This is a genomic window from Pantoea anthophila (assembly GCF_006494375.1).
Lineage (GTDB): Bacteria > Pseudomonadota > Gammaproteobacteria > Enterobacterales > Enterobacteriaceae > Pantoea > Pantoea anthophila.
This window is the reverse complement of the sequence record NZ_VHIZ01000056.1, coordinates 1-22,361: the sequence shown is the minus strand read 5'-3', so window position 1 is coordinate 22,361 and position 22,361 is coordinate 1. Positions and strand designations below refer to the sequence as shown.

The following is a 22,361-nucleotide window of genomic DNA, read 5'->3' as shown; positions in this document are numbered from 1 at the left end:
CTCATTTCGGTGATGAAGCAATCAGCGCAGTGTAGAAATGCGGCTGACGCATCAGCACCAGGTCTTTACGCCTTACCACATGATCGGGGTAAGGATCGCCGGCTGACCCCGTGGAGATATCCAGCAGCGCCAGCCCCTTCGCACCGGTCGCTTTCGCTTCCCTGCGTGGAAAGGCAAAGGTATCCGGCCCGTATATCCCGCTCAGGCCAAAGCTTTCGCCTGCGGCGGCGGGCCAGTTGGCAAAAGCCAGCCAGACGTTATTCTCTCCCGCCCGAACGCGCGGCAGCAGCCAGTGGTAAGGATCGGCACCGCGCGGGATCGGCCAGACATGCGGTATCGCCGTGCCCGCGTGCGCCATGGGCAGAGGTGAATGAAGCTGCGCCGGGCAGGCGATGATGTCGCAGCCTTCCAGCGCCAGAATGCGGGCTGCTTCCGGCACCAGCAGATCCTCACCCAGCAGAATACCAACGCGCCCGCAGGGCAGATCGCACGTCACCCACTGATCCCCTGCGCAGGCCCAGTGCCGATCCTGGTCGCTGAGGTGAATCTGGCGATAGTACGCGTTGACTCCCTCACTGCTTACCAGCAGCGCGCTGTTGTAGCACTGCTCCCCTTCCCGCTCGGCGAACCCTGCAAGCAGCGCGATATCCAGCTCCATCGCCAGCGCGATCAGCGCCTGTACAGGCGCATCCTCCCGCGTCAGCGCGCAATGGCTGCCGTCACCCCCGGTCAGCGCACGCTCCGGCAGAATCAGCAGTTCCGCGCCCTCTGATTTCGCCTGTCCGGCCCAGTGCCGAATCTGTGCCAGATTGGCATTCACCTCGTCTTGCGGGCGAAACTGCGCCACCGCAATCCGGGACGCTTTGCCGTCAGGCAGGGGGTCACGCCCATATAAGCCAAAAAAGTCCGCGGGGTTCCAGAGGAAAGTATTGGTCATCAGCCGCTGATAGAGCTCAGGCCGGCGTTTGTTCAGCTGTGGATTCTCCGCCGGAAGAGGTAACTCAGCGCTGAGTATCCGATCGCCGCTGTCGCAGCTGGCCAGCACATTTCCCTGGCTATCCACAATGCAGCTGCCGCCGCTGAACTGCACGCCCCGCTCCCATCCCCAGCGGTTACTTTCAATCAGCGCACAGCCATTCTCCCAGGCGCGCGTGAGCCAGTAAGGCGCAGGAGTGCGTTCAGCCAGCCAGTTACTGATGTGGCAGATAATCTGTGCGCCCCCCAGCGCAGCCAGCCGGGCAGTTTCAATGAAGTGAATATCCATACAGACCAGCAGCGCAATATTGCCGATCTCAGTCTGAAAGACCTGATGCCCGCCATCACCGTTAGCCGCCCATTTCGGTTCCGAAATATAGGGATGTGTTTTACGGTGGACGCCAATCACGCCCTGCGGGCCGACCAGAATGGCGCTGTTATAGTAGAGGTCGGTTACCCTGTCCCGCTCAGGCATGCCAAAAACCAGAAAGCAGTTAAACTCACGCGCAATCGCAGCGAATGCCTGACTGGTGGGGCCATCCGCCGTTTCTGTGTAGGGGGCGACCTCCGCACGATCCTGCCAGCAGTAGCCGGTAGTGGCCATTTCCGGCATCACGATTAAGCGTGCGCCGTCACGTGCCGCCTGAGTGGCTAATGCCAGCAGCCGGGCGACGTTTTCCTCTTTTCTGAACTGCGTGGGTTCAAACTGAATGGTTGCAACGTTGATGCGCATTATTCGGCCTCCTTGCTCAGTAAGGGTTTAAACACCGGTTTCGGCCCCTGGTAAGCATCAGAGGGTTTCCAGCTGGTTTGCATATCTTCCGGGAAGGTTTTGAAGTAGTAGCTGCCGCGGGTCGCCACGCTGATAGCGACATGCAGCACAGGGCCAACCAGCATGGCAATAAATGAGGCGTACACCATCGGATAGAGGCCCAGCACGCCTGCCGCGCCTGTTGCCACCGCGACGCACAACGCAATGACGCCGGACGGATTCCACATCCGCAGATACGCTTTGCGATACTCCACGAAATCGGAAGGCGCAAGGTGCAGCACTTTGCGGCAGATAAAGTAATCCGCAAGGATAATAAAGACCCAGGTGTTGGTGAGAATGCCGGTAATGGAGAGGAACGTGCCGGTATACTGCAGGATATTGCAGATATAGAACAGCACGCCGAGCAACCAGACCAGCAGCATCCACCACTGGCGTCCCGGGCGATAGTTAAACGCCATATCCATGGTGTTCGACAGGGCAATCGAACCTGAGTAGAGATTCAGGACGTTGATGCGGATCTGGGTAATCACTGCAAATAACACGCCGGTCAGCCCCATAATCAGCGGGAAGACGAAGCCCGGATCGAGCGCCAGCGACCAGGCATCCTCGCCCTGAATATGCGGCATCAGGGTGTAGGCCATAAAGGCACCAAACAGCATGACAATAACAATCGGGATCAGCATCCCCAGCATGATGGTTGCGGTGCCTTTATGCGTGATCCCCGGACGGGCAAAACGACCATAGTCAGTGGCCATCAGTCCCTGAAAAACAATCTGCCCGTTGGCCATATTCATCACCAGCCACAGGGCGTTACTGTCCGCCTCCCCTTTCGGCTGCCAGCCGCTGAAGCTGACCGCCGGATAGTGGTGCGTTAACTGCCAGATACAGAAGCCAAACAGCACAATGAAAATGGGAACGCCCCAGGTTTGCAGGAACTGCATGGATGACATGCCCTTCCAGACAAACCAGATGGCGGCCAGCCCCATCAGCGCAAAGATAGCGATACCGGTCAGGGAGTTGACCGGCACGCCCGCATAGTTGGCGATGGCGTGAGACACAATGGTGCCTTCAAACAGGAAATAGAAGATGAAGTTGACGGCGTAAATCAGCGAGGTGAAGGCGGAGCCCATATAGCCAAACCCCAGCCCGCGCGTCATCAGATTGAGTGAGAGCCCCTCTTTACTCGCCATCTTCATAATGCATGAGCCAATCAGGGTGGCGAACACCACCATATAACCGATCGGCAACAGCAGCATTGGCCAGCCGACCTGGTAGCTCATGTCTGCCCCGAGGCTGAACCAGAACATCGCGGTAGAGTTGCCCAGCAGCACCAGAATAATGGCCGGAATCGGCCAGCGATAGTGCGCCGGCACACGGCCCACCGCGTAATCCTCAACGGCCTCTGCTTCGGTAATATCCTGCGGCCCCTGAAACCATGCTTTTAACTTACTCATAGATTTGCTCCAAAAAAAAGCCCCGCCGGCAGCATTGCCGGCAGGGCTTCTTCGCCTGAAATCGATGTTGTGGAGTGGCTGCTCGCCACAGGCCGCTTACCAGGCTACGGTGCCTGTTCCTGCCCGGCAGGATGCGGTAACGATAAGGAAGCAATTAATGCGCCAACTGTTAAAAGCGGCGCAGAAAGGCGGTACAGAGGCGGATGGCAGGCGAGAGACGCCTAATGCCGGTGCAGCGCGCACCATGGTGATCCAGATTTCGTGAGCCATCCGGGTTAATGATGGCGGAGAACGGAACTGCGACGCGGGTTCAGGCAGCAATAAACTGCGTTTCACACTGCCGGGCAATCTCCCACAGTCGGTTGCGGATCACCTGCTTAAGCTGCAGCGTGGACTGCGACTGAGGCAGGTCGCGCCGGCTGATCAGCATCACTTCAAACGGCAGGGGCTGGGCCACGGGCAGCAATTTCAGCTGGTCGGCATAGCGGCAGGCGGTGAAGAGATCCACGACGCCCACGCCGCCGCCCGCCAGCACCATATCCGCGATGACCGAGTAGGTTTTGATCGATAACGACACGGCGGGATTCAGTTTTTTATCGCGCAGCGCACGATGGAGCACGCGCCCTAAAGGGTCCTGGGCCTGCATCATCAGCAGATTGTTGTCGCATAACCACGCCAGCGTAACGGGGTCAGCCTGGGGATGATGACGTGGCAGCAGCGCCACCATGGAGGAGTGAAACAGGGGTTCAGCCAGCAGAGCCGCGTCGACCTGCTGACCGAAAACCAGGGCAAAATCGAGCTGATTCTCCAGAATCATCTGGCATAAGGTACTGAAGTGCTCGGTCACCAGTTCAACGCTGACAGAGGCCATCTGCTGCCGCCAGGTCACCAGGGCAGGAGCCATCACCATCTGACCAAATGCGTGAGCCGCCCCGACGCGCACTAACTGCCCTTCGCCGCGCCGCAGCTGTTCGGCGAGCTGGGTAATGGATTGCAGGCGCTGACAGAGTTCGTCGATTTCCGGCAGCAGGCGCCGCCCCTCTGCTGTCACGCTCATCCCCTGAATACGGCGTTCAAACAGCGCAAACCCCAGCTGCTGCTCAGCGTGATTCAGCACCCGGCTGATGTTCGGCTGCGACACATTCAGCAGGCGCGCCGCTGCGCTGATGCTGCCGGTCTGCACGATGGCCTGAAAGACCTCTATATGGCGGAGCCGCATAATTTTTACCCTGGATGGAATAGCGAATAAAGGCGCCTTCGCCAGGTGGCCTGATCAGGTCCTGGCGGAGGAGAGGCGAATCGTCTCCTCTTGCAAAAACTGTACCGCAAAGCCAGAGAGGAGGCAGTTACCCGCCTCACAGACAGGGTTACATCTACGGGGTAATGTCGCTACGACTGCGTCGTCGCCAGATAAGAGAAAGCACTGAGCAGGCTGATTAACGTCGCCATTTTCTCCGCCCGATAGCCGACGGTGACACCATCAAGACGCGTGACGCCGGGGATCAGGCAGAACAGATCGGCCAGCACCGGCCTGCTGGCCTGCAGCCGCATCGCGTAGGGTGCCGTCAGGCGGGTCGTGCTCACCTGAGGCTGATGCTGCAATGCGGTGCGTGCCGCGGCAGCAATCGCACGCTGCGCGGCGTGAGGGCTGATCGATTCCGCGCAGGTGTGAGAAATGGCGCGTTTGACACAGACGTAATCGACCGTCGGGTAGTGTTCCGCTATCCAGCCCTGCAGCTGATCGTCGCCCGTCACCAGCAGCAGTGGCGTGCCCTGCTCAGCCGCGGCGGCGGCGTAGATATCGGTTTCGCCCATCACCAGACCATTGATATGGATACGCCAGAATGCCCGGCCGTTGATGGTATGCGCCAGCACGCCGGGTTCACCCGCGGCGCTGTGATAGCCCACCAGAAATAAGCCGTCGAACTGCTGCTGTTCAATGCCTTCCACCATCGACAGCCCGCGAGGTTTGCCCTGCACCAGCCGGGCACGGGAATCGATATGTTCCGCCCGCAGGTTGGTCATCCGGGCATGGCTGTCTGCAACCACCACGTCCGTGGCGCCGCCCGCGAAAGCGCCCTCAATCGCAGCATTGACTTCCTGCTCCATCAGCCCCCGGGCCAGCTGGTACTCCGGGTTGCCTGGGGTGCACTGCTCCGGGCACATAACGCCCGCGATGCCTTCGATATCGGCAGAGATAAAAATTTTCATGAGGTTAACCTGTCCAGTATCTGAGTCAGTGAGGGCCGATGATGACCCCGAAAGCCGGTCACGGCCTCCGCGCTCAACAGGGCGTCCAGTACAGCCTGTTCGGTGGCATCGGCCGCGGCGGCAAGCAGCGGCTCCAGCTGCTCCTCCTGTGGCGGTTGCGGCAGCGGTTGCGTTGAAAACGCCACCGCAATGTCGCCCGAGCCGTGGCCCCAGTGGCTGCCCAGCCGTCCCAGGCCGGCACCGGCGCGCTTCGCCAGGCGCTTTAACTGTCGCGCCTCCAGCGGTGCATCCGTTGCCATGATGATGATGACAGAACCGGCATCGCGCTGCGGCGTGTGGCCTGGCAGCAGCGGCACAATCATCTCACCGGCCCGCACGCCATCGAGCGTCAGGGCCTCCAGTGCGCCAAAATTGGCCAGCACCAGCACGCCAAGCGTGGCGCTGAGCGAGGGGATCAGCCGCGAGGCGGTGCCGATCCCCCCTTTCAGGCTGAAACAGCTCATGCCGCGTCCGGCCCCGACGCTGCCGCGTGCGAAGTCGGCTGAGGCGGTCTGCAGGGCCGTCTGCGCCATCGCCTCGCTGACAGCCAGTGCCTGAATATCATTGAGCCAGCCATCGTTGCACTCCAGCGCCAGGGGATTGACCGTTGGCAGCGTTCGCCCCAGCTCCGGGTTGCGACGGATGGCATCCCGTACCAGCGTGGTAAACAGCGTGCCGACCGCCAGCGTGTTGCTGAGCAGAATCGGCGTCTGCAGCACGCCAAGCTCCTCGATCTGAACCAGCCCGACCGGTTTGGCAAACCCGTTCAGGACCTCTGCCCCGCACGGCAGCGGCGTCAGAAACAGATTGTCGCCCGGCGGCACGATAGCGGTGACGCCTGTCTGCGTCTCGCCTGCATTCAGCGTAGAGTGGCCCACCCGCACGCCCGCCACATCGCTGATGCGATTAGCAGGTCCGCAGGCGCTGCGCGGCTGACCCAGCTGACGCGTCTCACGCCAGCGCTCCAGCAGCAGTGTGCGCTGCACATGTTGAAAATCCATCGTCAGCCCTTGAGTTTGGGATCGAGGGTGTCGCGCAGCGCATCCCCAAGCAGGTTGAAGGCCAGCACGGTAAGAAAGATCGCCAGCCCCGGAAAGACGCTCATATGCCAGGCCCCGGCCATCATCATGCTGCGGCTCATCGCCAGAATATTGCCCCATTCAGGCACGTCAGGTTCCGGGCCCAGTCCGATAAAGCTCAGGCCCGCCGCCGTGAGAATACTGGTGCCAATGCGCATAGTGAAATAGACAATCACGCTGGAGAGCGTGCCGGGCAGAATATGCCGCAGAATAATCACCCGGTCTGGCGCACCGGCGCAGCGCACCGCCTCAACATACGCCGCCTGTCGCAGTGAAAGCGTCGAAGCACGCACGATACGGGCAAAGACCGGTACGCTGAACACCGCGACCGCGATGATGACATTGTTCAGGCCCGTTCCCAGCAGCGCCACCACCGCGATGGCCAGCAGCATGCCGGGAAAGGCGAACAGCACGTCGGCGCCGCGCATAATCAGCATATCGATCCAGCGACCATAGTAGCCGGCCAGTAAACCCAGTATCACCCCGGCGATCATGCCCAGCGTGACCGACAGCACCCCGACATAGAGCGAGATGCGGGCGCCGTAAATAATCCGGCTCAGCAGGTCACGCCCCAGTTCGTCGGTCCCCATCCAGTGGGCGGCCGTTGGCGGCGACGATAACGCCATCCAGTCCGGTGCCATCGGGTCCCAGGGGGCCAGCCAGGGCGCAAAGAGAGCGACCACGATCAGCAGCAGCACAAATCCGCCCGACACCAGCGCCAGGGGATTACGCACAAAGGCGTGCAGGAAGTCGCGCCAGGGTGAACGAATGATCTGTGGCGGGTTTTCAGTCAGTGATGACGAACTCATCTCGGCTCCTGTCGCAGACGAATGGCCGGATTGACGACTGCATAGAGCAGATCGACCAGCAGGTTAATCACGATAAATTCAAACACGAACAGCATCACCAGCGCCTGAATGACCGGCTGGTCCTGCGCCTTGATCGACTCAATCAGTAACCAGCCCAGACCAGGCCAGTTGAAGACGCTCTCCACGACGATAGAGCCCCCCAGCAGAAAACCGAACTGCAGGCCCAGCATGGTGATCACCGGAATGAGTGCGTTGCGCATCACATGTTTCCACGTCACCAGCCGTTTTCGCAGCCCTTTCGCTTTTGCGGTGCGCACGTAATCTTCCTGCGCCACTTCAAGAAAGGCCGAGCGGGTAAAGCGCGCCATCACGGCCGCCACCGACGATCCCAGGGTGATGGCGGGCAGGACAATATCGCTGGCCCTGTTAAAGCCGCTGACCGAAAAGAGTCCAAACGGCATCGCGACGAACTGGATCAGCAGCAGCCCCAGCCAGAAGGCGGGCATGGAGATGCCGCCGACGGCTACGCTCATCAATGTCCAGTCCTGCCATTTCCCCCGTTTCAGCGCCGCGAGAACGCCGAAGAGCAGGCCGAGGATCACGGACCAGGTAAACCCTGCGAGGGCGAGCCACAGTGTCGGCATGAATCCCTGCGCGATCACCTCCCGCACCGGTTGCTGCGTGCGGTAGGTGATGCCGAGATCGCCCTGCAGCAGGCTGCCGACCCAGTGGAGATACTGCTGCGGCAGCGGATCGTTCAGCCCGAGATGCTGACGTGCCGCCTCTACCGCCTCGATGGGCGCATCCGGTCCGGCATAGATGCGCGCCGGATCGCCCGGCAGCAGCTTGATAAAGCCGAAAACCAGCAGCGAGACCACCAGCAAAACCGGGATCATCTCGAGCAATCGGCGAAGGATGTATGCAAACATGCGATTCCCTGAAACAGAGGTGCGACGGGCCTTTCCACGCCCCCTCTCCCGCATGGGGTCAGGGGCGTGGAGGAAGAAATCGTCTTATTTAAAGGACGCCTGAGTGAAGATGAAATTGCCATCAGGCAGCATTGAAACGCCGCTCAGGTTGCTGCGCTTGCCCACCAGGTTGTCTGGCGTGCCAAGAAAGGCTACCGGTGCCGCTTTCCATAGCGCCGTCTGGGCCTGCGCATAGGCGATGCCACGCTTCGCCGCATCGGCCGTCACCAGCCCGGCGGCGATCGCTTTGTCCACTTCCGGGTTGCTGAAGTAAGAGACATTATAGGAGGTCGGCACCCAGGACTCGGTGGCAAACAGCGGGCGCAGCGCCCAGTCCGCATCGCCGGTAGAGGTCGACCAGCCGCCATAATAGAGGTCAAACTCCGCCATTTTCGGATCCTTTACGCCCCACAATTTCGCATTGCGCGTTCCCGAATCCATCGGGGTAACCGTGGCACGAATACCCACCGCAGCCAGCTGTGCTTTCAGCACCTGACCGGCTCGCACGGCGGCCGTGGCATTGGTGACCCAGAGCTTGAGATCCAGCCCCTGCGGATAGCCTGCCGCTTTCAGCAGGGCTTTGGCCTTATCGGGTGCGTAGTGGTAATCGGGGTCAGTTTGTTTCTGATAGAACTGCACCCCTTCCGGCATAGCCGAGGTGGCCGGTTTGCCCAGACCGGCAAAGGCCACTTTCAGCCACAGATTACGGTCAATCGCATAGTTGATGGCCTGACGCACGCGAACATCCGCCAGCGGCTTGTGCTGCGTGTTCATCGCCATGTAATAGAGATAGATGCTCGGGTCGCGCTGCACCGTCAGATGGCTGTCCTGCTGCACCGCCGCAATGAGGTCGGACGGCAGTGGCCAGATGGCATCCACCTGCCCCGATTTTAACGCCGCAACGCGTGTCGCATCTTCCGGACTTGGCGAGAAGATCACCTGGTCGACTTTCGGCCACCCCGCCTGCCAGTAACCCGCATACTTCGCCATCGTCACGGCTTTGCCCGGTTTCCAGTCGACAAATTTAAACGGACCGGTTCCCACCGGATGCAGCCGGAGCTGGGCTTCGTCCGGGTATTGCTTCAGGATCGCCGGGCTCCACATCACCGCCGAGGGGTGCGCCAGCGTGTTAATAAAAGCCCCGAACGACTGATTCAGGTCGATTCTGACCTGGTCGGGTGCCAGCACCGTCACCCTGTCGATCATTTTGTAGAGGCTGTTGCGCTTCAGCCCTTTTTTCTGGTCAGCCAGACGATCGAGGTTGGCTTTGACGGCTTCCGCATCAAAAGGGGTGCCATCCTGGAAGGTGACGCCCTTGCGCAGCGTCAGGGTAAATTCGGTCGCGCTCTCATTGGCTGTATAACCGGTCGCCAGCCAGGGTTGCAGCTTCATCTGCGGATCAAACTGGAACAGGCGTTCAAAGATACCGCTCTGTACGGAGTAGCTGATGTTATCCGAAGTGTCGTGCGGGTCCAGCCCCGTGATATCGGCATACATGGAGATACGCAGATCCTGCGCCTGCGCAGCAGAGACCAGCATCGTCGTCAGGGCGAAGGCGAGTGAGGTACGGCGAAAAATGGGTTTCATGAAATCTCCTGGTCGTTGAGGATTATCGCAATGCAATGCCGTCAGCGACCCAGTGCTGAGGCGCAACCTGTCGATAACGGGGCTTAGTGACCGTTTGGCCCACCTTACGTAACGGCGAAGGGATTTCGCTGTCATCGACAAGGCGGGGCTGACGGTTCTCAGGATCGGCTACCGGCACGGAGGCCAGCAGACGCTGGGTATAGGGGTGCTGCGGATGATTAAATACCGACTGGCGCGGTCCCAGCTCCACAATCTGGCCGAGGTACATCACCGCCACGCGATTCGCAATGCGCTCTACCACCGCCATATCGTGAGAGATGAAGATCCACGCCACGCCGGTCTGCTGCTGGAGGTCCATCATCAGATTGACCACCTGCGCCTGAATCGAGACGTCGAGGGCTGAGACCGCCTCGTCGGCGATAATGACTTTCGGCTTCAGTGCCATGGCGCGGGCGATGGCAATCCGCTGACGCTGCCCGCCCGAAAATTCGTGCGGATAGCGACGCGCATGCTCCGGCAGCAGGCCGACGCTCTTCAGTAACGCATCGATCTGCGGCGAAGCCTCCTCCAGCGATTTCACGATGCCGTGCAGGAGCAATGGCTCGGCGATGGTGAAACCCACGGTCAGGCGGGGATTCAGTGAGGCGTAGGGATCCTGAAAGACCATCTGAATTTCACGGCGGAGCGGCTGGAATGCCGCCTCTTTCAGGTCGGAGATCTCTCTTCCCTCAAAGTGAATGCTTTCGGCCTCACTGCTGATGAGGCGCATCAGTGCGCGTCCGGTGGTCGATTTGCCGCAGCCGCTTTCACCCACGATGGCCAGGGTTTCACCGGGCCACAGCGTGAAATCAATCTGCTCGACCGCATGCACATGGTGCGTCAGGCTCGATAAGATGCCGCTGCGGATCGGGTAATAGACTTTCAACCCGCGCACATCGAGCAGCGGCGCCACGTCATAGCGCGCGGTCTGCTGTTCGCGTTGCACCGCGTCGCGGGCACCCGGCAGAGGAAAACGTTGCGGCCAGTTGTGCTCCCGCATATCACCGAGTCTGGGCACGGCCGCCAGTAATGCTTTGGTATAAGCGTGCTGCGGAGCGGCAAAAATCTGAGAGACGGTGCCCTGCTCGATGACTTCGCCGCGCAGCATCACCACCACCCGATCGGCGATTTCTGCCACCACGCCCATATCATGAGTGATAAACAGCACCGCCATCTGTTTTTCGCGTTGCAGTTCCCGCAGGATATGCAGAATACGCGCCTGCACGGTGACATCCAGCGCGGTGGTCGGCTCGTCGGCGATCAGGAGCTGCGGGTCACAGGCCAGCGCCTGCGCAATCATGACACGCTGCCGCATGCCGCCGGAAAGCGAGTGCGGATAGCTCTTCATGACGCGATCCACATCGGCGATGCGCACCTGTCGCAGCAGTTCACGCACGCGCGCCTGCGCCTCTTTTCTGCTGCACTGCTGGTGATCGCGTAACGCTTCGGTCAGCTGATCATCAATGCGCAGCACCGGATTCAGCGAGGTCATGGGCTCCTGAAAGATCATCGCCATTTCATGGCCCCGCAACGCGCGACGCTGATTCTCATCCAGCGTTTCCAGCGCATGCACGTTTCCACTGCGATCGCGAAACTGCATGCTGCCGCGATCGACACGGCCGCCGTTTGCCAGTAAGCCCATCACCGCCAGCGACGTGACAGATTTACCGGAGCCGCTTTCACCCACCACGGCGACAATCTCACCCGGATTGATAGCAAAACTGATTCCCCTGAGAGCCTGATTCTCACCGCTGCGTCCCCGAAACGAGACGCTGAGATCCTGAATCGCCAGTACGGGAGAGGCAGAGGCTGTGCGCGCTGCAGAAGAGGTAAGTCGTGTGTCCGTCATCGTCGCCTCGCAAAGTTATAGCCAGATGCGGCCCTGGGAGTAGCTCAAAAAAGGAGAACTGTCGGCGGCCAGCCAGATGGGGCCATCCAGGTCGATGAACTCCGCATTGACCGCGACGGGTAAGGCGGCCTCCATCGCCAGTGACGAACCCAGCATGCAGCCAACCATAACGCGCATATTCTGCGCCCGGGCCGCCTCCATCATCGCCAGCGCTTCGGTCAGGCCCCCGCACTTGTCGAGTTTGATGTTGACCATCTCGTAACGATCGCGCAGTTCCGCAATATCCGCCCGCGTATGACAACTCTCATCGGCACAGACCGGGATGGGATGCTTAAAGCGTTGCAGGTCATGATCCTGTCCGGCGGGCAGCGGTTGCTCGACCATCGCGATGCTGTAGGCCTTCAGTGCCACCAGCAGGCTCTCCAGGTCCAGCCCCGACCAGGCTTCATTGGCATCGATAATGAGCGTGGCGCGCGGTGCCGCCGCACGGATCGCGGCCACCTTTTCCAGAACCGCATCGCGGTCGAGCTTAATCTTGAGCAGGATGGCCCCGCGTGAGACGGCCTCTGCCGCCGCGAGCGCCATATTTTCCTGCGTGTCGAGGCTGAGGGTTTCGGCCGTCACCACCGACGGTGGCTGCGAAAACCGGCTCTTCTGCCACAGCGTCTGATGCGTCCGTGCGGCGTCGAGTCGCCATAGCGCACAGTCCAGCACGTTGCGTGCGGCGCCGGCGGGTAAGCGCTGTTGCAGATCGTCATGGCTCAGGCCCGCCTCCACGTCAGCACGCACGGCTTCAAGCATCGCCTGCACGCTTTCGGGCGTCTCACCGTAGCGGGCCGTTGGAGTGCATTCGCCCTGCCCGATGAACCCGTTTTGTTCCAGGGTGACCCGGATGACCGTCACGGCGGTCCGGGTTCCACGTGAGATGGCAAAGGGGCGCGCCAGCGGCAATGCCACCACATCGATCTGCAACGTTCTCATTTCAGCCACGCTCCTGAAGCAGCGCGGCGATCCCGTCGATACCAAAACGCACAGGATCGGTTGCCGGCAGGCCAAACTCAGCGGTGATTTCAGCGCAATACGCGAGCGCCTCTTCTTCGCTGTAATTTGAGGTGTTAATCGCAAAGCCTGCGAGCTGCACCGACTCACTGGTCACCTGCGCAGCGCGCAGATTGGCTTCAACGCACTCCTTCAGGCTGACCATCGGCTGGTGGGGCAAATGACGCATATGCGGGCGTCCCATTTCATGACACATGACCAGCCAGTGCGGTTGCGCGCCGTGCATCAGCCCCATACTCACGCCTGCATAAGAGGGATGGAACAGTGAGCCCTGCCCTTCGACGATGTCCCAGTGGTCCGCGTCATTCGCGGGTGACAGCGCTTCTGCCGCGCCGGCAATAAAATCCGCGATGACCGCATCCACAGCAATTCCCTCTCCCGCAACCAGAATGCCGGTCTGGCCCGTGGCGCGAAAATCGGCTTTCATCCCGCGTGCACGCATCGCCGCTTCCAGCGCCAGGGAGGTGTACATCTTGCCCACTGAGCAGTCTGTGCCCACTGTCAGGATGCGCTTACCTGAACGCTTCTTGCCGCTGCCAACATTGAGCACCGGACGCATATGGCGCAGGTCAAAAAGCTCAACACCCGATGCCTGCGCAAGCGCGACCAGTTCCGGTTCGTCTACCAGTCGGTGATGCAGACCACTGGCCACATTCATGCCTGCTTTGATGGCACTTTTAATGGTTTCCAGCCAGTGCGCAGGCAGATAGCCCCCTGCGTTGGCGGTACCCAGCACCAGGGTTTTTGCGCCACGCGCTTTGGCGCCGGGAATATCCAGTTCATCCAGGCCCAGACTGACCGTACAGCCCGGCAGTTTGATTTCGCCAACGCACTGCTCCGGCCGCCAGATATGAATACCGCGCGCCGTTTTTGCCGCAAGGGGATCGGTCACATCGCCAAGAAAGAGTAAATAGGGTTGTGGAATTAGCATGTTGTCTCTCGTTTCAGCCAAAAGATCAGGTTCTGAAACCACTATTTCATGCGGTCTGAAAGGTGACGAATGCTTGTTTAGCAGGAGGGTATAACGGCAGGTTATAGTCAGAGGTAAGAGTGATGATACGGGGATTATTCCGGCGGAAGTGAGCGTCAGATGGACTCAAACCGGGAGCGGGTCATAGGAAAAAGATCGTGTCTGGGGCAGGAGGAAGGAAATGCCGCTACGATGACAAAGCGGCTCTGTATATCTCCGGGCTCTTCTTTACATCAATACTCACCGGCGGCAGCCTGCGCCCGGTTTTTTCTTTCAGTCTGAGAGAAAAAGAGAGGGTCGCGGAACGGCTGTTCCGCGATAACAGAACACGGACAGACAGGGGGTTATTTCATACGACGCTGCCGGGCGACACTGGCAAGGCGCTGTGTCCGGCAGTAAATGGCAAACAGGATGAAAGCCTGGCCATTGAGTATTAAGCGAGCACCCACCAAAGCAGCAAGGGCCAGAAGCAGCCACAGGCCGGAGTGGCTACCCGTAACAACGCCGTAGCTTAATAGCAAAACGGTCGATACAAGCAATATCGCCCAGACGTAAGTCAGTCCTGCCACAGCAGATGTATGGCCTCGCGCGAGCCGATAGCTGGCCGCGAGTAGCGTGCCGATAACGAGGATTGAGGGACCAAAAAAACTCAACGCATGTATCTGCGGAGTAAGAGGAGGTAATGCGTGCAAAAACGTCAACAGATTAAAAGCAAATGCAACCAGCAACAGCATCAGCACTATTGCAATCGGGAAGCCATTTTGCCGTGGGAGCGACTCAGAAGGCTGTTTAAAATAACGCTCAAGCTCGGGAGTGGATCGGGCAAGTATGGAATTATCCTGCCGTGCGATTGCCTGATCTAGTTCGCGTCCCTGTTGCAGAAGTTCAGTGATATGACGTCCAACAAGCCATGATAAAAATTGCATTAAAATACCGCCAAAGATTGAATGGTTCCCACTATATAGCGCCCGGTGCGCGGCACGTTACCGGGAGCAGCAATGATACCACTAACAGCACTGCCTGCCACAGCAGCTGCGCTCGTTACCACTTGCGAAAGTTGTTTAACAAGCTCTCTTTGCACCGGCTCGACAGGGAAACGTTTTGGATAAAGTCCTGCACGGATGGCGGCTTTGAGTTCTCTATTACTTATACCCGGATTTTGAGCACGGATGATTAGTTCAGTAAGGCGCGCCCGGTCCTGCCTTGGATAGTTCCTGAGCCACTCCGTGGCTTTTATAGAAGAGACCGATTTCATCGCTCGCCATGTTGCCAGAGCTTCTTTTAATGCTCCGCCCACACTGGCAAGTGAAATGAGGTCAAGGGACGTTGAAGTGGCAACATACCAATCCTGTGAGTCCAGCCATGCGACGTTTTCGCCACCGTTTTCGACAAGATCATAAACCCTGTAAATCCCATTAACACATTGCAATCCCGTAGCGGCAGCGCCGGCATAACCAATGCCGACAAGCACGCTGCTACTCCCGGCAGTTATAGGCGTTGCTGAAGCGCCGATAACCGCCACGCCAGCTGTAATAATCATTGCGCCACAAGAAAGCACAGTCGAGGCAATCTCCGCTCCCATTGAGGTCGCGCTAACTGCTTCAGTAAGTGACTTACCCGTATTTGATACGGTTGCCTGTTTGGGCATTTTGGTCACAATCAGATGTGTGACGATACCACTTTGACCATTGGGATGACGCTTACCAGGTCGAACAAGATAACGCTGTGCGCCATCTGCATAGACAATGCCAGCCTGATAAAACTCCCGGGTACAATCCATTGCTGCACCCAGCGCTTTAAAATCAAAATCAGGTGCCCCATAACCGGTCATTCTCGCGATATCATAACCCGGTAAGTTATTTTCGGGATTCACTCCTGGTAAGTTCATTTTATCTCCTTATAAGGTCAAGATAATAAAAAGAGAGTTCTTCAGACGTTAAAAATTAAAAACATAAACCGCATCACCGCATCACCGCATCACCGCATCACCGCATCACCGCATCACCGCATCACCGCATCAGGATTATATATCAATAATTTGATGATACATGTAAAACCATCATCTTTTGATTGAACGAAAAATGCCAATAATTCTACCTTCCAACACTTCAATAATGGCACTTGATAGCAGAATTAGATTCCATCAAAAAAAACTAACAAATCAATTAGCACCCGAAATAAAATTTATTATGAAATCCTTAGCATCATTAAAATATCGCCAGCGGGTTTACCTATCACTTCTCGTGGCAACAACGGAATAAACAACCGATTTCTATCAGGCATCGAAATTAATTGTCACCGCCGAAATTATAAATATTAAAAACTTAGCAATATTTTATTTCACCAATACTGTAAAATAATACCCAAAGGGTTGATCATTTAAAATCAGCTCCATTCGATATATATCCCACAATTAAATGATCTCTCTTCTGACTGTACCGTTATCTCCCCCCATTCAAAACTCCAAACATGGCCATAAGGAGGATCTTTTAACTCCCCCTTATAATTATTAGGATATTTATTTAGCATCCATTCAAACATTCTTTTTTCTTCTTCCTTTAAAGCCTTTACATTGGCCCTTTTTTCCCAATCAGATAGACTTTTATAAAAATCACCTGTTTTGCTAGTGAGAAAAACAAGTGCATTAAAAGAAAAAACGGCTGGATTGAATTCAACAGTAAATGGTTCATCGTGCCAATTAACTTCTTTTGAAAAAAAGCGATATTTTCCAACTGGTGTCAGATCCTTAACTGAATTAAAAAAAATGGACTTAGTAAAAGCCTCGTAAGATGAAAGATCTATTTCATTACCATCAATATGTAAAGCTCCATTCGACTCGTCTAGATTCATTCTTTTCATATGTCAATTACTTTTCCAGGTTTCAGTTTAAGCCGAGCTTCTTCAGGTATATAGAACTGCAGCCCTCCTCCTACTCCATGTTTAGGATTAGCTTCAGCACGCCCTCTGGCTACAAATATATCTTCTGTAACGTAATAAGCTCTCACCTTTGAACGCATCGGATATGCTGGGTTCAGCTCAACTTGCAAAGCTTCATGATAGCCAAGTGGATCACCTCTATGTTGTCTGACTGTAGGATGGCTTACAGTATATGCAGGTAACTGATCTCCATTAGGATGAAGGGCATAAAGTATCGTCCCTTTTTTTATAACTGTATTCTCATAGACATCAATGCCTGGATAAGTTTTATTCCCAGGCCCCTGCCATTTCGTTGCTTCTTTCGCAGGATCTTTACACTTCATCAACCCCCACGGATCCACCCACCCCAGCGCATTAGGGGCATACTGGTAAAGGTTGATCCCGCCCGCCAGCCCTATCGGGTCCTGCTGAGTAAACCGTCCGCTGTCCGGGTCATAGTAACGAAACAGATTGTAGTGCAGTCCGGTTTCACGATCCAGGTACTGACCCTGCATACGCAGGTTCTGCTGCACGGCAGGCAGCCGCTGGCTGGATTCACGCAGCAGTTTGCCCCACGGGCTGTTGATCCCTTCCCAGGCTTTTTGCCCTTCCGCGTCAGTCAGCAGTTCCGGCATCCCGTTGGCCGCATTATGGAACCAGTAAATCTCGGGGCTTTCCACACCATCAATACGTGCCAGCGGATCATAGCTCTGGCTGTCGCTGTAAACGTAGGTCAGCGGAGTGCCGTCGTGGATTTCCTGCAGCAGGCGGTAACCTTCCCACACAAAGCGCGTCGTGACGGCGTTGCCAGATGGCCTGCCCTGTAACAGCTGCTGGCTGGTTTTACTGATACGTCGTCCCAGCGGATCGTAACGGAAGCTCACCTTCGTGCGCGGCTTGTTACGGTCCCGCGGCTCGCTGATCACCTCCGTGAGGCGATGCTCACCATCGTAGCGATAGCGCCAGCGGGTCTGACCGTCATCTTTCTCCGTAGTGCGGCCATGAATGTCATACTGCCAGCGGATACCGTTCAGTTCAGTGACGCGGTTATGCATGACGTGGGCAGCACTATGGCGATCCAGCGGATTGCCTGCGCCATCCCAGCGCCACTGTTCATTACCCGGCTGCGCACCGTCCTGGGACAACAGCCGGCCGGCGTTATCGTAGTGCCATAACGTCTGGCTGAACGGATTATCGTCACGCTCTTCGCGGATCAGGTTGTTACCGTAATCGAAGTCGCGCCGGCGGGACCAGACGCGCGGCGCAGGTCGCTGTGCTTCACCCCTGAACACGTCACGGCGGCGCAGTCTGCCTAAGCGGTCATACTCGCTACGCATAGTCAGGCCGCCCTGCGTGCGGCTCAGTTCCCGGTGCAGGGTGTCACGGGTAAACTCGGTGACCGGCAGATTGTCCAGTGCGATGCTCAGCAAGTGGCCGCTACCATAATAAAGCTGCTTCAGGTTGCGCCCATCCGGCAGGGTTAAGGCCGTACAGTTACCCAGCGCGTCATACGCCCACGCCAGTTCGCCCTGCTCCCCCTGTTCAGCAACGATGCGGCCCAGCGCATCATATTTAAAGGTAATCTCCTGCTCGGCCTGCTGACTCCACTCGCTGTCAGACAGCGGCAGATGCTGCGACACTTTACCGAGCTGGCCGCCACCGCTGTAGTGATAGCGCGTCTGCCCCTCTGGCGTGGTTCGCGCCAGCAGTTGCCCCGCGCGGCTCCAGTGGTAATGATGGGTGATGGCCTGAGGATGGCCGGCGGCAAAGGTACGCGATAGCGTGCGGCCCGCCACGTCATAGTCGTATCGCGTGGCAACACCATCCAGTCCCACCTGAGCCAGCAACAGAGAGTCTGCGCCCCATTCGAACTGATACTGCTCACCGTTCTCGTTTTTCAGCGCCGTGAGGCGGCCACGGCTGTCCCAGCTTCGCTGAACCGTCTCACCCTGTGCGTTGCGGTTGGCGATCAGTCGTCCGACATTGTCGTAACGGAATTCACTGCGGTTGCCATCCGCCGACTCATGGGCCAGCGGCAGGCCGTTTTCACTCCAGTGCAGTCGCTCTTCCCAGCCCTCTGCGCGCTCAAGCTGGAGAGGACGGCCTGCGGCGTCATAGTGATAACGGGTTTCTTCACCATCCGGCGCAATGACACAGCTGAGCCAGCCCAGAGGATGATAACGGTAGCGCGTGGTCAGCCCTGAACAGTCGGTTTCACGGATAACCTGTCCGGCATCGTTAAACTCCCGGCGATAGCTGTTACCTGCTGCATCGATCTCCTCGACAACCAGTCCGGATTCATCCCGCTTATAGATCGTGCTTTGCCCGAGCGCATCAACGACGCGCTCAAGGCCATGATGGGGATCGTAATAGTATTTCGTCGTGGAACCATCCGCTCCGGCAACCACTGTGGGCAGCGCACGATGTGACAGCCATTGCACCGCCTGCACACCGCCGTCAGCATCTTTCTCTTCAACGCGATTGCCCAGATCGTCATAGGTGAAACTCACCGTGTTGCCCAGCGGATCGATGCGGCGCGTCAGGAGTTCGTTTTCATCCCACTCATAGCGCCACTTCTCGCCCCGCTCATCGATGAAACAGGTGATGAGGCCCGCGGCGTTCCAGTGGTGTTCGCGCTGCTGACCGTCATTGGTCGACACGCGCGTGATACCCGCCGCAAGATCGTAATGCATGCGGCAGCCGTCGCCGCTATTGGTGCGGTTCTCAACTACGCGCCAGTGATCCAGCTTCTGCCAGCGGTATTCACTTTCCAGCCCGCCGGGCAGCTGATGCCAGACCATCAGTCCATCGTCGTTGTAACGGAACCGGCGGGTAACAACGCCTGCCGCATCGGTCACGCTGGCAAGCTGGCCCTGTTGGCTGTAGGTCCAGCGCGTCAGAGGCCAGTGCTGCTCGCCATCAAAATGGCTGGCTGACGTCGGTCGCCGCGGATGCTGTCTGTCGTCGTAGTTCAGCGTGACGTCAATAGCCAGCGGCGCGTCATGGATACGCACCAAGCGGGCCTGTTCATCCCAGCCCGTCTCCAGCGCATTGCCGTACTCGTCGCTGAGTGACGCCAGCCGCAGCACCTGCGGATCGGCGGCCGTGCGCCGGTAAAGACGCCATACCGAACCATCGTCATCGGCAATGGCAATATCGCCAGTCGCGCTGCGCCGCACCATCAGCCCTTCGCTGATGCTGTAGAGCACCTCTTTTTCACCGGGAACGTCAAAGCTCAGCTCGCGCCCGTTGTCGTCAAACCAGGTTGCCCGGTTGCCTTCCAGCGTCAGATAGCTGTCAAACACCGTGGCCCAGCCCTGACCGAACAGGCCTGCGCGCTGAGTCAGGCTGTTATAGCTGCGCTGAAAACTGAGCGGGAAACGGCCGGGAAGAGAGAAATCGCGCTCGGCATCATCATTAAGGACCTTGACGCCGGTTGCGGCATGAACCGGGAACAGCGATGAGAAAGCGGCGTTGATGGACATATCCGCCATCATGCCGCCCGCCGCACCGGCCAGCGCGCAGGGCATATTTTTCAGGATCTGGCTGGGGCGACCGCGTATGAGCGAAAGGCCGATCATCATGACCGCGAGACCCGGCACCTTGCCACTTTTGATCTCTCTGACCGTAACGGTCTCACCTCCGATGATGACATTGGGGGAAACAGCATCACTTACCGTGGCGTCACAGGTCGTTTTGTCCTTTGCCCGCACCGCAGGCTGGCCATTGATAAAAACGCTTTTCGATCCCTGAGCCAGATACTGCGGCGCACTGTGTTTTTCACAGGCCACTTTATCCTGCTCAAGCGGAGAGCTCCCCGCATCGGCGGAGGCGACCGTGGGCTGCCACATAGCACTGCCGAACTGGCCTACCGCAGAGAGCAGCATGCCGCCGTAGTCCGCGAAGCTCTGCGGTGATTGCGGTTCCGGTGGCGGTGTCTCATCCGGCGTCATCATCCCGGCCGCGCGTGCGGCCATAAGACCATTCACGCGTACGTTGTCTGAACCGCTGGCGATCACCCCGGCGGGTGAAGGCGGGAATATCATGTCGCCCAGCCCCTCTGCCGCTTCAGTGATGTCGTCCGACAGGCCCGCAGCATTGGCTAACACACCGCCAATGATGCCGCTGAGCAGACAGCTGGAACCGATAGCGGCAACCCCGGCCGCCGCCATGCCGGCGCCCAGTAAAGGCGCAGCCAGTGTTGCCGCCGCTCCTACCGCAGCCCCGATGACGGCATAAGCCGCCCCTTCAGCCACAACACTGGTGATATCAGCGAAAATGCTGGAGTGAATGATCTCGTCGCCCACGCGGGCCGCATGGTTATCCATAAGTTAATCTTTCCGTGGCGTATTCAGACTCAGGCTTTGTTTGAAAGCCTGCCAGCGCTGACCGTCTTCCTCATTGAATGGGCGCATCGCGGAGAGCGTAAAAATCATAAAGATGTTCGACTCAGGAACCTGTGCAGCCAGCTGTTTCTGCCACACCTGTTGTCCGTTACGGTCAAACAGGGTTTCAACTTCTGTCGCAGGTAAGGTGTTATTCACACCGGCCATCACAGGAACAAATTCACTCTGCTGAATGTGCCCCATCTGGCTGCGCAATGTGTCCCACTGACGCTGAAATTCTTTTTCTGCATCACTGCCTTCTGCAATAACACCACGACTCACCACCCACGCCAGTCCACTGGCCTCATCGCGCAGAATGTTCATGGTGTTGTCCTGCCAGGCAGCAGGAAAAAGCGCAAAAGCGCCCTCATTGAATTGGTAATGCATATCGGATGTCCGTCTTATTCATTGTTTGTGGCAGGAGAATTCAGGTCGCGATAATCACCATCAACGTTATCGGCGTTAGTGAGTATCTGCGTATTATCACGCGCAACTTTAATATCAAAAAGTCGGTGCGAAATATCAGGGTCGCCACCGCAACTGATATCCCGATTATCTTCACGGACCGTGATGATATAGAAGTTTTTCTCACGGCTTTCATCGAGATCGTAACGCAGGCATTTATCATCGAGAGTGGTCAGGTGCCAGGTATGAATGGCTTCGGTGGCGATACCGATAGCCTGGTCAGGGCTGATTTCGCTTTGCTCTGCACCCGGGTCTGTTTTCAGCATGATGTCACTGACTTTTCCCTGAACGATATGGAACATCAACTGTTTTTTGCCCGACTGATAAACAAGCCAGTGCTGATTATCACTGTTATCTTCTTTTCCGGGTCCATAGGCTTGCTGAACCTTTTCCAGGCTGTCACCAACCATGATATTTCGGGCCGTCGGCACGCTGGCATTTTCCAAAAGAATCTCAGCCAGAATCGGGTGCATTCCCTTTCCTGCCGCCGTCGCGCTGAACAACTCAAACCCGTTATAGGTATGCTGGAAATATTTATATTGCTGATTATCAATCACTACCTCTCCAGCCAGATCGGAGCTCAGTGCCTCGCCTGCGCGTATGAAGCTTTCGTCACTCCACATATCACCGGGCGTGAAAACATAGTCATTAAGCAGAACCGAAAAATCACCCTCATTAAGAGCAGGAGCAAGCGACTCCGTGCCGGATTCAGCCCTGACAATGCAGGACAAAAAGAGAAGAACAGGCACGATTATAAAGCTGGTTAAAAAGCGATTCTCAATCA

At 57.6% G+C, this 22,361-nt stretch carries 17 protein-coding genes; all 17 read right to left on the bottom strand.

Annotated features, from left to right (window positions below; genetic code table 11):
* Position 1 precedes the first annotated feature (1 nt).
* A complete protein-coding gene (locus tag FJW00_RS17415; protein ID WP_140925115.1) occupies positions 2-1,708 on the bottom strand; it encodes a nitrilase-related carbon-nitrogen hydrolase in 1,707 nt (568 codons plus the stop codon).
* Positions 1,708-3,201 carry a purine-cytosine permease family protein gene (locus FJW00_RS17410; protein WP_140925113.1) on the bottom strand — a complete coding sequence of 498 codons (1,494 nt, stop codon included), beginning with the start codon at positions 3,199-3,201 and terminating at the stop codon, positions 1,708-1,710. Before FJW00_RS17410 ends, FJW00_RS17415 begins: the two co-directional genes overlap by 1 nt.
* 310 nt (positions 3,202-3,511) lie before the next feature.
* Entirely contained in the window at positions 3,512-4,420 is a 909-nt protein-coding gene (locus tag FJW00_RS17405) for a LysR family transcriptional regulator (RefSeq protein WP_140925110.1), read from the bottom strand.
* Positions 4,421-4,590: 170 nt separating this feature from the next.
* Complete coding sequence (locus tag FJW00_RS17400; RefSeq protein WP_009090703.1) at positions 4,591-5,412, bottom strand: M55 family metallopeptidase; 822 nt, start codon at positions 5,410-5,412, stop codon at positions 4,591-4,593.
* Positions 5,409-6,452, bottom strand: a complete 1,044-nt coding sequence (locus FJW00_RS17395) for a DmpA family aminopeptidase (RefSeq protein ID WP_009090706.1) — start codon at positions 6,450-6,452, stop codon at positions 5,409-5,411. Before FJW00_RS17395 ends, FJW00_RS17400 begins: the two co-directional genes overlap by 4 nt.
* Positions 6,453-6,454: 2 nt before the next feature.
* Positions 6,455-7,339: an ABC transporter permease subunit gene (locus tag FJW00_RS17390; RefSeq protein ID WP_046101680.1), complete on the bottom strand. Its 885-nt coding sequence runs from the start codon at positions 7,337-7,339 to the stop codon at positions 6,455-6,457.
* A complete protein-coding gene (locus FJW00_RS17385) occupies positions 7,336-8,268 on the bottom strand; it encodes an ABC transporter permease (protein WP_058956638.1) in 933 nt (310 codons plus the stop codon). The genes FJW00_RS17390 and FJW00_RS17385 overlap by 4 nt, the downstream gene beginning before the upstream one ends.
* Before the next feature lie 84 nt (positions 8,269-8,352).
* The gene (locus FJW00_RS17380) at positions 8,353-9,894 is read right to left on the bottom strand and encodes a glutathione ABC transporter substrate-binding protein (RefSeq protein WP_140028409.1); all 1,542 of its coding nucleotides are present in this window, start codon (positions 9,892-9,894) and stop codon (positions 8,353-8,355) included.
* Between the two features lie 22 nt (positions 9,895-9,916).
* Positions 9,917-11,782: an ABC transporter ATP-binding protein gene (locus FJW00_RS17375; RefSeq protein ID WP_140925108.1), complete on the bottom strand. Its 1,866-nt coding sequence runs from the start codon at positions 11,780-11,782 to the stop codon at positions 9,917-9,919.
* A 15-nt stretch (positions 11,783-11,797) separates the two neighbouring features.
* The gene (dgcA, locus tag FJW00_RS17370) at positions 11,798-12,763 is read right to left on the bottom strand and encodes an N-acetyl-D-Glu racemase DgcA (RefSeq protein ID WP_140925106.1); all 966 of its coding nucleotides are present in this window, start codon (positions 12,761-12,763) and stop codon (positions 11,798-11,800) included.
* Between the two features lies 1 nt (position 12,764).
* A complete protein-coding gene (gene dgcN / locus FJW00_RS17365) occupies positions 12,765-13,772 on the bottom strand; it encodes an N-acetyltransferase DgcN (RefSeq protein ID WP_140925104.1) in 1,008 nt (335 codons plus the stop codon).
* A 383-nt stretch (positions 13,773-14,155) separates the two neighbouring features.
* On the bottom strand, positions 14,156-14,737 hold the full coding sequence (locus tag FJW00_RS17360; RefSeq protein ID WP_140925102.1) for a hypothetical protein: 582 nt from the start codon (positions 14,735-14,737) through the stop codon (positions 14,156-14,158).
* Positions 14,737-15,699, bottom strand: coding sequence for an Ssp4 family T6SS effector (gene ssp4 / locus FJW00_RS17355; protein WP_140925099.1), 963 nt, complete (start codon positions 15,697-15,699; stop codon positions 14,737-14,739). The genes FJW00_RS17360 and ssp4 overlap by 1 nt, the downstream gene beginning before the upstream one ends.
* 497 nt (positions 15,700-16,196) lie before the next feature.
* Positions 16,197-16,670: a hypothetical protein gene (locus FJW00_RS17350; protein WP_140925097.1), complete on the bottom strand. Its 474-nt coding sequence runs from the start codon at positions 16,668-16,670 to the stop codon at positions 16,197-16,199.
* A complete protein-coding gene (locus FJW00_RS17345; protein WP_140925095.1) occupies positions 16,667-21,055 on the bottom strand; it encodes an RHS repeat-associated core domain-containing protein in 4,389 nt (1,462 codons plus the stop codon). Before FJW00_RS17345 ends, FJW00_RS17350 begins: the two co-directional genes overlap by 4 nt.
* A 3-nt stretch (positions 21,056-21,058) precedes the next feature.
* Positions 21,059-21,499 (bottom strand): DcrB-related protein, encoded by a 441-nt coding sequence (locus FJW00_RS17340; protein ID WP_140925093.1) that lies wholly within the window; start codon positions 21,497-21,499, stop codon positions 21,059-21,061.
* A 14-nt stretch (positions 21,500-21,513) separates the two neighbouring features.
* Positions 21,514-22,359 (bottom strand): hypothetical protein, encoded by an 846-nt coding sequence (locus FJW00_RS17335; protein ID WP_140925091.1) that lies wholly within the window; start codon positions 22,357-22,359, stop codon positions 21,514-21,516.
* Between the last annotated feature and the right edge of the window lie 2 nt (positions 22,360-22,361).

Coding starts and splice junctions, on each gene's coding strand:
- FJW00_RS17415 (WP_140925115.1), bottom strand. CDS start 1,708: ATGCGCATCAACGTTGCAACCATTCAGTTTGAACCCACGCAGTTCAGA.
- FJW00_RS17410 (WP_140925113.1), bottom strand. CDS start 3,201: ATGAGTAAGTTAAAAGCATGGTTTCAGGGGCCGCAGGATATTACCGAA.
- FJW00_RS17405 (WP_140925110.1), bottom strand. CDS start 4,420: ATGCGGCTCCGCCATATAGAGGTCTTTCAGGCCATCGTGCAGACCGGC.
- FJW00_RS17400 (WP_009090703.1), bottom strand. CDS start 5,412: ATGAAAATTTTTATCTCTGCCGATATCGAAGGCATCGCGGGCGTTATG.
- FJW00_RS17395 (WP_009090706.1), bottom strand. CDS start 6,452: ATGGATTTTCAACATGTGCAGCGCACACTGCTGCTGGAGCGCTGGCGT.
- FJW00_RS17390 (WP_046101680.1), bottom strand. CDS start 7,339: ATGAGTTCGTCATCACTGACTGAAAACCCGCCACAGATCATTCGTTCA.
- FJW00_RS17385 (WP_058956638.1), bottom strand. CDS start 8,268: ATGTTTGCATACATCCTTCGCCGATTGCTCGAGATGATCCCGGTTTTG.
- FJW00_RS17380 (WP_140028409.1), bottom strand. CDS start 9,894: ATGAAACCCATTTTTCGCCGTACCTCACTCGCCTTCGCCCTGACGACG.
- FJW00_RS17375 (WP_140925108.1), bottom strand. CDS start 11,782: ATGACGGACACACGACTTACCTCTTCTGCAGCGCGCACAGCCTCTGCC.
- dgcA (WP_140925106.1), bottom strand. CDS start 12,763: ATGAGAACGTTGCAGATCGATGTGGTGGCATTGCCGCTGGCGCGCCCC.
- dgcN (WP_140925104.1), bottom strand. CDS start 13,772: ATGCTAATTCCACAACCCTATTTACTCTTTCTTGGCGATGTGACCGAT.
- FJW00_RS17360 (WP_140925102.1), bottom strand. CDS start 14,737: ATGCAATTTTTATCATGGCTTGTTGGACGTCATATCACTGAACTTCTG.
- ssp4 (WP_140925099.1), bottom strand. CDS start 15,699: ATGAACTTACCAGGAGTGAATCCCGAAAATAACTTACCGGGTTATGAT.
- FJW00_RS17350 (WP_140925097.1), bottom strand. CDS start 16,670: ATGAAAAGAATGAATCTAGACGAGTCGAATGGAGCTTTACATATTGAT.
- FJW00_RS17345 (WP_140925095.1), bottom strand. CDS start 21,055: ATGGATAACCATGCGGCCCGCGTGGGCGACGAGATCATTCACTCCAGC.
- FJW00_RS17340 (WP_140925093.1), bottom strand. CDS start 21,499: ATGCATTACCAATTCAATGAGGGCGCTTTTGCGCTTTTTCCTGCTGCC.